Source organism: Deinococcus sp. (assembly GCF_025362455.1).
GTDB lineage: Bacteria > Deinococcota > Deinococci > Deinococcales > Deinococcaceae > Deinococcus.
Map to the genome: position 1 here is coordinate 1 of NZ_JANYGJ010000201.1, position 11787 is coordinate 11787.

9 protein-coding genes and 1 tRNA gene are annotated in these 11787 nt (G+C 66.1%); 7 read left to right on the top strand and 3 right to left on the bottom strand.

Features of this window, described 5'->3' with window-relative positions; all coding sequences use genetic code 11:
* Window positions 1–181: 181 nt before the first annotated feature.
* The gene (locus tag Q0R23_RS14450; protein ID WP_293914086.1) at window positions 182–2767 is read right to left on the bottom strand and encodes a diguanylate cyclase; all 2586 of its coding nucleotides are present in this window, start codon (window positions 2765–2767) and stop codon (window positions 182–184) included.
* A 218-nt stretch (window positions 2768–2985) separates the two neighbouring features.
* Window positions 2986–3777 carry an indole-3-glycerol phosphate synthase TrpC gene (gene trpC, locus Q0R23_RS14455; protein ID WP_293914087.1) on the bottom strand — a complete coding sequence of 264 codons (792 nt, stop codon included), beginning with the start codon at window positions 3775–3777 and terminating at the stop codon, window positions 2986–2988.
* Window positions 3778–4041: 264 nt separating this feature from the next.
* On the opposite strand from trpC, the gene hpt reads away from it, so the two are divergent.
* From hpt to Q0R23_RS14480, 5 genes are all read left to right on the top strand, one after another.
* Window positions 4042–4587 carry a hypoxanthine phosphoribosyltransferase gene (hpt, locus tag Q0R23_RS14460; protein ID WP_293914088.1) on the top strand — a complete coding sequence of 182 codons (546 nt, stop codon included), beginning with the start codon at window positions 4042–4044 and terminating at the stop codon, window positions 4585–4587.
* Between the two features lie 245 nt (window positions 4588–4832).
* Window positions 4833–5744: an Hsp33 family molecular chaperone HslO gene (hslO, locus tag Q0R23_RS14465; RefSeq protein WP_293914089.1), complete on the top strand. Its 912-nt coding sequence runs from the start codon at window positions 4833–4835 to the stop codon at window positions 5742–5744.
* A 123-nt stretch (window positions 5745–5867) separates the two neighbouring features.
* Window positions 5868–6512, top strand: coding sequence for a monothiol bacilliredoxin BrxC family protein (locus Q0R23_RS14470; RefSeq protein ID WP_293914090.1), 645 nt, complete (start codon window positions 5868–5870; stop codon window positions 6510–6512).
* 132 nt (window positions 6513–6644) lie between these two features.
* Complete coding sequence (locus Q0R23_RS14475; protein WP_293914091.1) at window positions 6645–7448, top strand: polyphosphate kinase 2 family protein; 804 nt, start codon at window positions 6645–6647, stop codon at window positions 7446–7448.
* 242 nt (window positions 7449–7690) lie between these two features.
* Complete coding sequence (locus Q0R23_RS14480; protein ID WP_293914092.1) at window positions 7691–8764, top strand: SIS domain-containing protein; 1074 nt, start codon at window positions 7691–7693, stop codon at window positions 8762–8764.
* Window positions 8765–9283: 519 nt separating this feature from the next.
* Here the strand turns inward: Q0R23_RS14480 and Q0R23_RS14485 are convergent.
* Window positions 9284–9359: transfer RNA gene (locus Q0R23_RS14485), tRNA-Ala, on the bottom strand.
* A gap of 183 nt (window positions 9360–9542) precedes the next feature.
* On the opposite strand from Q0R23_RS14485, the gene guaB reads away from it, so the two are divergent.
* Entirely contained in the window at window positions 9543–11018 is a 1476-nt protein-coding gene (guaB, locus tag Q0R23_RS14490) for an IMP dehydrogenase (protein ID WP_293914093.1), read from the top strand.
* 119 nt (window positions 11019–11137) lie between these two features.
* The coding region (locus Q0R23_RS14495; protein ID WP_293914094.1) for a hemolysin III family protein at window positions 11138–11787 on the top strand (650 nt) is incomplete at its 3' end.

Here is an 11787-nt window from a genome sequence, read left to right on the forward strand (position 1 = left end):
GATTTACCGCTTTAGAGCAGTACTCCGAATTACGCCACGGGGAAAACAGCCTCCCCGCGCCTCCATTCTGCGTCCTACTCAGTCAAAACTACTCGCTCCGCTCGGTCATAAAAAGGGTCTTTTTATGACATCTGCTCTAAGTAGACGACTCATCTTCAACTCCATTCAGTTTCAACTCCATTCAGTCCGGCTCGCCAGCACCCACTTCCCCCAAAATCAGCGCGGCGGGTGCCCGCCTATCCTGCTCGCGCCCGCTCTGCCCGCGCCCCTGGCGTTCGCGCTTGGCCTGCTTCTGAAGGTACATCCGCTCGTCGCTGAGGCGCAGCAGTTCCGTGACCTCGCGGGCCTCGGCGGGAAAGGTGGCGACGCCCAGGCTGGCCCCGGCGTCCGGAAATCCGCTGCGGCGGGTCAGCTCCAGCGCCCGCTGGACCCTGGCCCGCACCGAGCGCACCACACCCTGAGCCGGGTGGGCGACCAGCACAAGGTACTCGTCGCCGCCCAGACGGTATACCCGGTCACCCTGGCGAAAGGTCTGCCGCAGCGAGGCCGCAAAAGTCCGCAGCAGTTCGTCGCCGCGCAGGTGGCCCTCGCGGTCGTTGAGGGCCTTGAGCCCGTCGAGGTCGATGGACACCAGGCTCAGGAAGGTGCCGTCACGTCCGGCGCGGGCCAAATCGACTGCGACATCGAGGTCGAAGGCCCGGCGGTTGCTCAGGCCGGTCAGGGTGTCGCTCAGGGCGGCGGCGCGCAGGTGCGCGAGCTGCTGCTCCTGGGCCAGCGAGGCGCTCATCATGCGGGCGGCGGCTTCCAGCAGGTACGACTCGGCGCGGCTCCAGGGGCGGGGCTCACCCAGGCGGTAGGCGCACAGGGCCAGGTGGGCCTCCGGCGAGACCGGCATGATCGCCACGCTGGATACCCCGGCCCGCGCCAGTTCAGGCGGCAATTCCTGGCCGTGCAGATACACCGGGCCGCGCTGAAGCCGCCCGGTGGGGTCCGGGCTGGTGGGGTCCGGGCTGGTGAGGTCGGCGGCAGTGAGACCGGGGACGGGCTGGACGGAGGGCCACTGCACACCAGTCTGAGCCGAGACATCAGTTTGAGCCGAAGCCGGAGCCAGGGCCAGCTCGAACACCAGGTCGGCCTCGCCGCCCGGACCGCCGCTGAGCGCCAGCGCCACGCCGACCCCGCCCACCGTCTGCCACAGGGCCAGGGCGTCGACCTCCAGCACCGCGTGCAGGGCGTCCAGCGAGGCTCCGGCGGCGGCCAGCAGCCCGTCGCCGCCCAGCATCTCGGAGAGCTTGAGCAGCGCCTGGGCCTCACCCTGACCCCGCGAGGCGGCGCGTTCGGCGTTGGCCAGCCGGGTGACGTCGTAGCTCAGGCCCAGCGTGCCGATCTGAAGGCCGTCCTCACCGATCAGCGGCTGGTAGCGCGATTCGAGCAGCAGCCCGGCGACGGTCACGGTCTCCTCGAAGCTCTCCCCGGCCAGCGCCCGGCGCACGTTGCGCCCGACCTGTGGGTCATCCGGGTAGAGCCCGAAGATCGACTTGCCCACTGCCGCGCTGGCCGAGGTCCCCAGCGAGGTCAGGCTGCGGCCCTCCGAGAGCGTGACCCGGCCCTCCATATCGGTGGCCCACAGTACCAGCGGCGCGGTGCTCAGCGCCAGTTGAAGCTGGGCGCGGCTCTGGCTCAGCGCCTCCTGCTGACTGCGCCGCGAGACCATGTGCCCCAGTTCACGGGCCACGGCGTTCACCAGCCCCTGATCGGCGGGGTGCCAGGTGCCCTGGCTGTGCAGCCGGGCGTAGACCATGGCGTAGCGCGAGCTGCCGTACTCACCCAGCGGCACCACCGCCACGCTGCGCAGCCCGGCGCGGGTCAGGTCGTACAGGGCCGCGCCCGGCGTCTCGGCGTCGTCGGTCCAGACCGGATGCCCAGCGGCCAGCACCTCCCACAGCTCAGGGTGATCGGCCCGCCGCACCACCCGCGAGGCCAGCCGGGCGAACTTTTCCTGCCCCGGCCCGTGCCAGACGCTGTGGCTCATGGCCCGCTCGCCGCTGACGATCATCAGCCCGCTCCAGTCCACATCGATGGCCGCGCTGACCAGTTCGGTGGCGCGGGTCAGCAGTTGCGCCATCGGCAGCTCCAGGGCGCCCAGATCGCCCACCGCGCCCAGCGTCTCCTCGGACACCAGGGCGCTCTTGAGGTGGCGCAGCAACTGCACCTGCGCGGCACTCTCCCGCTCCAGCACGACGTTTCTCAGGCGCAGCTCCAGGCCGTTCATGATGAAGTCGGCAAAATCGCTCAGCGTGGATTGCTCGGCAGCGCTCAGCAGGGCACGCGGCGCCGTATCGCCGATGCACAGCGCCCCGATGACGTGGCCGTCCGGGGTGCGCAGCCCGGCACTGGCATGAAAGCGCACGCCCGGCGGCCCGCTGACCAAGGGGTTCTGAGCCAGGCAGGGATCGAGACGGGCGTCGGCCACGCAGAACACGCCGGGCTCAGACAGCACCTGGGCACACAGCACCTGCTCACGGCCCTGCACGCCGGGGTCGATGCCGTATCCGGCCCGGATCCAGTGGCGGGTGTCGTCTGCAAATGAAATCCAGGCGATCGGTACCCGGAACAACTGGGCGACCAGCCGGACATGGCGCCCGAACGATTCGCCTGAGCCGCCTTCGAGCACGTCGTAGCGGGCCAGCGCCTGAAGGCGTGCGGCCTCACGTAGATCAGGTGCCGGTGCGTCGGGTGCCTGTCGGTGTGCGGGTGGGTGACTCAAGAGCGGCCTCCGGGGCAGGGCACGGACAGAGCCCCGTCGTGTCAGGTGCCGACCCTTCGTCAGCATCATGACAGGCATCAACTGACCACTTTGTCTTTCGTTATCCATTAAGACTAAATGAAGACCACATGAAGCTCAGGTCGCCCAGGAGGGACGGCGCATTCCAGCCGACTGCACTATGCCCAGCTTCGATCTGCCCAGCTTCGATCTGCCCGGCTTCAGTCTGCCAGCAAGGCCCGCGCCGCGCTTTCCAGGTCGCCGCTTGCGGCCAGGCCGGTGCCTACCAGCACGGCGTCGGCCTGGGCACGGATCGGCGCAATATCCTGCGGCGTGCAGTAGCCGCTCTCGGCCACCAGCAGGCCCTCGTAGCCTTCGGCGCGGGCGTGGGCGATCATCCGGGGGCTGTTGCGCAGGTCGATGGCCAGGGTGGTCAGGTCGCGGTTATTCACCCCGATGATCTCGGCGCCGACCGCCAAGGCGATGTCCAGCTCGGCTTCGTCGTGGACTTCCACCAACGCCTCCAGACCGAGGTGGTGGGCCAGTTTCAGGTACTCGCCCACGTCACGGCCCAGCACGCTGACCATCAGCAGCGCCGCCGAAGCGCCCCAGTCGGCGGCCTCCTGAAGCATCCTCGGATGAATCACGAAATCCTTGCGCAGCACCGGCACGCTCACGGCGGCGACCACCTCACGCAGAGCCTCCGGCGAGCCCTGAAAGTGCCTGGGCTCGGTCAGCACGCTGAGGCAGGCCGCCCCGCCGCGCACGTAGGCCAGCGCCGCCTGGGCCGGATCGAGCGGCGCGATGGCGCCCTGGCTGGGACTGGCCCGCTTGACCTCGGCGATGAGTTGCAGGCCGGGCGCACGCAGGGCCTCGTAAAAGCGCCGGGCACGGGGCCGCGCCGGTCCAGGCTCGAACGCCGTTCCGGTATAATCCGCGCTGCGCTCCGCCACGATGTTGCCCAGCACGCCAGGTGCGGTGTAGGTGCGGGTTGGGAAGGCTCCGGGGGTCATGGGGAAAGTATAGAGGGGAGGCTTGTGGCTTGTGGCTTGTGGGAACAGAGCTGGGCGAGACGGCGCAGAAGATTCAAGGGAGGCTCGGTATAACCCCTCAGTCTGCTTCGCAGCCAGCTCCCCTCAACGGGAGCCAAAACCTCCAAGCACGTGTGACCCAGTTTTTAGGGAGTGATTCCCCCAGACTCTTCCCACTCCGCATACATGTTCAGCCCTTCGCCCTGCCCACGCGCCACAAGCCCTCTCTCTGTTAGGCTGACGCTCATGACGGTGTTCCAGCAGCACAACCTGCTTCCCAGCGACGGCCCGGTCCAGATCAGCGAGGCGCAACTGCTCGCCCGCGTCCGTGAACTGGCTTACGAGATTCGCCGCGATTACGAAGGCAAAAATCCTCACCTGATCTGCCTACTCAACGGCGCGTTCCTGTTTCACGCCGATCTGGTGCGCCTGCTCGACATGCCGCTGACCATCGATTTCATGCAGACCAGCAGCTACGGCGACGCCAAGCAGAGCAGCGGCGAGGTCCGGCTGGTCAAGGACCTGAGTTTTCCGCTCTCCGGGCGCCATGTGCTGCTGGTCGAGGACATCATCGACACCGGCATCACCATGAACTACATTCTCAGGTCGCTGCACGAGCGCGGCCCGGCCACCTTACGGGTCGCCTCGCTGCTGAGCAAGCCGTCTCGCCGCAAGGTCGAGGTGCCTGTGGACTACCTGGGCTTCACCATTCCCGACGCCTTCGTCTACGGCTACGGCCTGGACCGGGCGCAGCAGGACAGGAACCTGAGTTTTATCACGTCGCAGAAGTAGGGAGTGGGTTGTGGGAAGTGGGCACAGCGGGGGACGCTTCTGGTGGCGGCGTTCCGGGCTTTGAGCAGAAAAAACACAACCGCGCCTGACCGATGGCTACTGTCCTGTCCCCTGGAGCGTGAGTTCCGACAAGTTCCAGCCCCACTTCCCACTTCCCACTTCCCACTTCCCACTTCCCACTTCCCCATCCTCCAATATGGGTGATTCCCACGTTATACCTGAGTGCGTTCGTGTAGGATTTCCTGATGCAAGATTCATTGAACACCCCTTCGTACATCCTGCGCGGCGTGGCTGCCGGTGGCACCCTGCGCGTGGTCGCCATCGACGCGACCCAGATCGTGGAGGAGGCCAGGACGCGCCACGACCTGAGCAAGACCGCCACCGCCGCGCTGGGCCGGGCACTCAGCGCCGCCGCGCTGCTGGCGATCATCCTGGGCAAGAAGATCGACAGCCGCGTTTCGCTGCGCATTCAGGGCGACGGCCCGATTGGCTGGCTGGTGGCCGAGGGCAGCGCCGACGGTCTGGTGCGCGGCTACGTGCGCGAACCCGGCGCCGACCTGCCCATCCGCGAGTCCGACGGCAAGCTGGACGTCAGCGGCCTGGTGGGCAAGACCGGCGAACTGGCCGTGACCCGCCTGAAGGGCAACGCCGAGCCCTGGACCGGCAGCGTCGAGCTGGTCAGCGGTGAGCTGGCCGAGGACGTGGCCTACTACCTGGCCTCCAGCGAGCAGATTCCCAGCGCCGTGCAACTGGGCGTTTACGAGGAGGGCGGACGGGTGGCGCGGGCGGGCGGCCTGATCGTCCAGGCCATGCCGGGCGTGACGGGCGAGACCCTGGAGGCGCTGGAAGTCAACATCGCGAAGATGGGCAGCTTCACCGACAACCTGCGGGCCGTGTCTCTGCTCGAAGTCATGGAACGCGCTACCGAGGGGCTGGGCTTCCAGGCCGCCGCCGAGGCCCAGAGTGCGCGCTTTCAGTGCCGCTGCTCGCGTGACCGGGCGGTGTCGTCGCTGACCTACTTCGGCGCCGCCGAGCGCCAGGAGATGATGGACGGCGGCGGCCAGGAGGTCGTGTGCCACTGGTGCAACGAGCACTACCAGATCAGCCCCGACGAGATCGCCGCCCTGGACGCCCCGCAGATTCGCGCGAGGGCGTGAGGGAGGCTTGTGGCGTGTGGCGTGTCGCTTGTGGAAACGGCGCCCGATCTTTTCCCGCCTGCCGCGCCCCACTTCCCGTCCCTCCACACTTTGCAATGTAAAGCAAGGGAGTATCATCGGGCCATGACCCAGACCCAGCAGTCCCCCACCCTGGTCGCCCTGACCACGCCCGAAGAAGTCGATACCTTCCTGGCGCAGTACCCGCAGGCCGCCGTGTTCAAGGCCGGAACCTGCCACAAGACCATGCAGGGCTTCGGGGTGCTCGAAACCTTCCTGGCCCGCCATGAGCTACCGGTGGGCTTTATCCGGGTGGTCGACTGGCGCCCGGCCAGCAACCACATTGCCGAGTTGACCGGCATCCAGCACGCCTCGCCGCAATTTATTCTGTTCGATCACGGCAAGCCGACCTTCGACGTGGACAACTGGAATATCACGGCTGAGGCGCTGGGGCCGGTCTTTGAAGAAGGCGTGCCGCTGAGGGGTGAGCAGGTCGCCGCCGAAGGCCGTGTGGTTGAGGGGAACGTAGAGCCCTACCGCCAACTGATGCAGGCGTTCGTGGACGGCCAGTTGCCCGACTGGCAGTTTCAGGAGCGCTACGTCAACATGTTCCGCGACGACGCCAGCCTGCGCAGCCAGCGCCAGTTCGAGCTGCTGAGCAAGCTGTTCGGCGACCCCGACGCCTACCACGGCGGCCTGCACCAGCTCGGCGCCCCCCAGGAGCGCGGCGATCTCAAGGCCCGCGTACAGGAACTGATCGACCAGCTCTGAAGCTGAGTTCAAAGCCCCGGCAGCCCGATGACGGCTCGCCGGGTTTTTTTAGGTTGGGGTTTTTTTGGGTTGGGGTTTTCGTTTCTTGCGACTTGAGGGCGACTGAATGCTGTCTGCCTTACGATTAGTGGCATGAATCTCAAACAGTACCGGGTGGGCAAGAAATTCAGGCTCAAAGACATCCGCACCGACGGCGGCGACGACCAGGACCGGGCCGTCACCGAGGCCGAGACGCTGGGCTTCGCGGGCGAGCTGGCCGAGTTGCAGGCTCGCCTCTACGCCGAGGGCAAACAGAGTCTGCTGGTGGTGTTGCAGGCCCGCGACGGCGGCGGCAAGGACGGCACCGTCAAACATGTGCTCGCGCCGATCAATCCGCAGGGCGTCAAGGTGGTCAATTTCAAGGTGCCCAGCGAAACGGAGGCCAGGCACGATTTTCTGTGGCGGGTCCACGCTCAGGCGCCGGAGAGCGGCATGATCGCGGTGTTCAACCGCTCGCACTACGAGGAGGTGCTGGTCACGCGGGTTCATCATCTGATCGACGACGCGGAGGCAAAAAAACGCTTCGAGCACATCCGGGCCTTCGAGTCGCTGCTGAGTGGGCGCGGCACCCGCATCATCAAAATCTACCTCCACATCAGCCCGGAGGAGCAGCGCCGCCGCTTGCAAGACCGGCTGGACACGCCCAGCAAGAGATGGAAATTCAACCCCGGCGACCTCAAGGAACGCGCCCACTGGGCCGAGTACGACCGCGCCTACCAGGACGCCCTGAGCGCCACTTGCAGCGACGCCGCGCCCTGGTACGTCATTCCCGCCAATCACAAATGGTACAGAGACCGGGTGATTACCGAACTGCTGCTCGAAACCCTGCGCGAGATGAACCCGCAGTACCCGGAGCCGGAGTTCGATGTCAACAACCTGACCGTCGGGCCGATCTGACCGCCGGGCTGATCTGAACACCGGGCTCAGCCCCTTTTGTAAATTTCTATCTTACACAGCTAATTTGACAAAAATTATTTTCAGGCCGTAGGCTATCTTCAGGTCATAGGCTGAGGCAACCTGAAGGCCACTTCGTTGCCCGCCCATGCTGGCGCCAGCGTCCAGGCCAGCGGTCTGCCACCGGTCCAGTTTGCCCAGCACGGTCCAGTTTGCCCCGTCTCCCCCGCTTCACGAGGATCACCATGACCACACCGCCGACACCGACACCACCGACACCACCGAGCACGCTGCCCACCGACCCACTGATGCTGCGCGAGGCCAGAGAAGCCCCCGAAGTGATGAGCCGCCAGGCCGCCCAGAACGCCGACGCGGTGGCCCAGCTCGCCGGGGTGCTGCGCTCACGGCGCCCGACCTACGCCGTCACGGTGGCGCGGGGCAGCAGTGACCACGCCTGCTCGGTGCTCAAGTACGCGCTGGAAACGCAACTGGCCCTGCCGGTGGCCTCGCTGGGGCCAAGCGTGCATACCCTGTACGGCGCCCAGCTCGATCTGAAGGGCGCCCTGGTGATCGCCGTGTCGCAGTCGGGGGCCAGTCCGGATGTGGTGGAAACCCTGCGGATGGCCCGCCTGAGCGGCGCCGTGACGGTGGCCCTGGTCAACGTGGAGGGCAGCGACCTGGGCCGCGAGGCCGAATTCGCCCTGCCGCTGCGCTGCGGCGCCGAAAAAGCCGTGGCCGCCACCAAAAGTTACCTGGCGGCCCTGAGCGCCTTTTTTCCGGTCATCGCGGCGCTGAACGGCGACCAGACCCTGAGCGCTGCCCTGGAGAGGTTGCCCGTTGCCCTGCGCCGGGTGCTGGAGCTGGAGGGCACTGCTTTCAATCTGGCCGAGCGCTACCGCTTCGCCGACAACCTGCTGATCCTGGCGCGTGGCCTGCACTTCGGCGTGGCCCAGGAGGCGGCGCTGAAGCTCAAGGAAATCTGCGGCATCCACGCCGAGGCCTACAGCGCCGCCGAGTTCAGCCACGGCCCCCGCCGGTTGATCGCCGAGGGGCTGCCGATTCTGGGCTTTACCTCCACCGACGCCGCCCAGGACGCCACCGACGCCGCCTACCGCGATTTGAAAACCAGCGGCGCCGACCTGCGCACCATCGGCCCGGCGGCGCACAGCAGCCTGATGACCCCGGCCACCGGTCACCCCCTGACCGACGTGGTGGCCAGCGCCCTGGCCTTTTATCTGTTCGGCGCCCACCTGGCGCTGCATAAAGGCTTAAACCCAGACGCGCCGCCACTGCTGAGCAAGGTGACAAAAACGCGGTGAGCGGCGAGGGCGGGGGGCAAACTCAACTGTGGTTCTCCTGAACGCCGTGAAGGACTGACGTGGCCAGGGGGCTTGCCAGCACACCGAAAAAGGGCCTACAACTCGCACTGAACGGTGTGCTTTACCGCAGGAGTTCGCCAGGGAGTCGGGAGACGCTTCGCGGCGCTCAGCATGACAGAGGACTGCCGGTGTCCTGAGCGTATGAACTTCGGGGCGACGCGGTGGCTGGGGTTTTGGCCGCTCAGCATAGATGGGAAAAACCAGCCCTTGATCGAGACTGGCTTCCGATTGATCTAAACCCTGACAGTCGACTTAGTTTTGGTCGCGTAGGTTCGGGGACGGCCCCTCTCGACTCAAGGCTTTCACTCAAGCTGTCTTCACAGCAGCAAACCAGCCCCTGACAGAGACTGGCTTTCTGGGTTACACCCTGACAGGGGACTGAGCTTTGGGTTCCTACCCGTTCGGGGGCGGCCCCTCACCTCTCATGGTTCTACGGCACTAGGCTTAAGAAGCTCTTTGTGGTGGAGCCAAGCAGGATCGAACTGCTGACCTCGTCATTGCGAACGACGCGCTCTCCCAGCTGAGCTATGGCCCCATTTTCGCTCTGCGCCGACTTCTCGGCCTGAGCGACAGAGAGCCTAGCACGGGCCTTGTGGGCGTGCAAGAGGATGGGGCCAGATTACTTAGACGCCGTAGCATTATCCTGCGGCTGGGCGGCCCTCCAGGCGAGTTGATACGCCTTCCCATCCAGGCTGGATAAACAGAGTAAGCTTTCCCGATGGACCGCTTTGCTTACAAGTTCAGCCGCGAGGGCGTCACCTTCGACGACGTGCTGCTGCTGCCCCGGCACTCGCTGGTGCTGCCGCATATGGTGAACGTGCAGACCCAACTGACCCGCCGCGTGCGACTCAACATTCCCTTCGTGTCGGCGGCGATGGATACCGTCACCGAAACGGCGATGGCCATAGCGATGGCCCGCGAGGGCGGCATCGGCGTGATTCACAAGAACATGCCGATTGATCGCCAGGCCGAGATGGTCCGCAAGGTCAAGCGCAGCGAGAGCGGCATGATCGTCGATCCGATTACCCTGCCGCCCAGCTCAAGCGTGCGCGAGGCCGACCGGATGATGGCCGAATACAAGATCAGCGGCGTGCCGATCACCGACGCCGAAGGCCGCTTGCTGGGCATCATCACCAACCGCGACATGCGCTTTATCGACAACCTCGATCAGCCCATCGGCAACGTGATGACCTGCGAGAACCTGGTCACCGTCTCGGTGGGCACCGATCTGGAGGACGCCCGCGAGCTGTTCAAACGCAACCGCATCGAAAAACTGCTGGTCACCGAAGGCGAGTTTCTGCGCGGGCTGATTACCATCAAAGACATCGAGAAGACGGTCAAGTACCCGCACGCCGCCAAAGACGACCTGGGTAGATTGCGGGTCGCCGCCGCCATCGGGGTCAGCGCGGACCTGATGGACCGGGCCGGGGCGCTGGTGCAGGCCGGGGTCGACGTGCTGGTGCTCGACAGCGCCCACGGGCACTCGCAGGGCATTCTCAGCGCCCTAGAGCAGATCAAGACCCGCTTCGACGTGGACGTGATCGCGGGCAACATCGCCACGCGGGAAGGCGCCCAGGCACTGATCGCGGCGGGGGCGGACGCGGTGAAGGCAGGCATTGGACCGGGTTCTATATGTACCACCCGCATCGTCACCGGCGTCGGCGTGCCGCAGATCACCGCCATCTTCGACGCCACCGAGGCTGCGCTGGAAGCCGGGATTCCGGTCATCGCCGACGGCGGTGTCAAGCAGACCGGCGACGCGGCCAAGGCGATAGCGGCGGGCGCCAGCGCCGTGATGATGGGTAGCATGCTGGCGGGCACCGACGAGGCCCCCGGCGAGGTCGTGCTGCGCGACGGGCGGCGCTACAAGAGCTACCGGGGCATGGGGAGTCTGGGCGCGATGGACCAGGGCAGCGCGGACCGATACTTTCAGGAAAAAAATAGCCAGGACAAGAGCGCCCGCAAGTTCGTGCCCGAAGGCATCGAGGGCATCGTGGCCTACCGGGGCACGGCGGGCGAGGTGGTGTATCAGTTCGTGGGCGGGCTGCGCAGTGCCATGGGCTACTGCGGCGCCCCCGATCTGGAGAGCCTGCGCCGCGACGCCCAGTTCGTGCGCATCAGCTCCGCCTCGCTGATCGAGAGCCACCCGCACGGCGTCACCATTACCCAGGAGGCGCCGAACTACAGCAAGTAAGTCTGGATTCACCGAGGCCGGAGTCGTCGTGCCCCGGCCTTTGCCACAGCATCCCAGACATGAGCCGAGTTACAACTGACAAATTGTCACTATGCTCCACGAAAGCGTATACTGCCCCTATGAAACGCGCCTTCGCCTCCTTCTACTCTTCGCTGCGCGAGCCGTGGAACAGCCTCACGCACTGGGCCGGGGCGGGCGCGGCGCTGGTGGCGCTGATCGGGTTGGTCGCCTACGCCGCCGCCCACAAGCTGAGTATCTGGCCGTTTGTGGTGTTCGGGCTGAGCATGTTGTTTCTGTACACCGCTTCTGCGTCGTACCACTCGTTCCGGGTGGGTGAACGTGCCCTGCTGCGGCTGCGCAAGCTCGATCACAGCGCTATCTTTCTGTTGATCGCGGGCAGCTATACCCCGGTGGCGTATTTTGGGCTCAGCGGCGTGTGGCAGAGCGTGGTGCTGTGGGTTGTCTGGGGCGTGGCGATTGCCGGAATGCTGCTCAAGCTGCTGACCATGCGGCTGCCCAGGTGGATCAGCACCGTGCTGTACGTGGCGCTGGGCTGGACCGCGCTGGCGTTCATCCCCCAGCTCGCGCAGCGCCTCAGCGGGGCGGCCCTCTTCTGGCTGGCGGCGGGCGGCGTGCTGTACACGGTGGGCGCCGTCATCTACGGCACAAGGCGCTGGAATCCGCGCCCCGGCGTCTTCGGCTTTCACGAGATCTGGCACCTGTTCGTCCTCGGCGGCACCTTCGCCCACACGGCGATGATGTTCACGCT

What these genes read in the sequence shown, in the direction of transcription:
- trpC (WP_293914087.1), bottom strand. Translation starts at nt 3,777, where the DNA reads ATGACCCCCGGAGCCTTCCCAACCCGCACCTACACCGCACCTGGCGTG.
- hpt (WP_293914088.1), top strand. Translation starts at nt 4,042, where the DNA reads ATGACGGTGTTCCAGCAGCACAACCTGCTTCCCAGCGACGGCCCGGTC.
- hslO (WP_293914089.1), top strand. Translation starts at nt 4,833, where the DNA reads ATGCAAGATTCATTGAACACCCCTTCGTACATCCTGCGCGGCGTGGCT.
- Q0R23_RS14470 (WP_293914090.1), top strand. Translation starts at nt 5,868, where the DNA reads ATGACCCAGACCCAGCAGTCCCCCACCCTGGTCGCCCTGACCACGCCC.
- Q0R23_RS14475 (WP_293914091.1), top strand. Translation starts at nt 6,645, where the DNA reads ATGAATCTCAAACAGTACCGGGTGGGCAAGAAATTCAGGCTCAAAGAC.
- Q0R23_RS14480 (WP_293914092.1), top strand. Translation starts at nt 7,691, where the DNA reads ATGACCACACCGCCGACACCGACACCACCGACACCACCGAGCACGCTG.
- guaB (WP_293914093.1), top strand. Translation starts at nt 9,543, where the DNA reads ATGGACCGCTTTGCTTACAAGTTCAGCCGCGAGGGCGTCACCTTCGAC.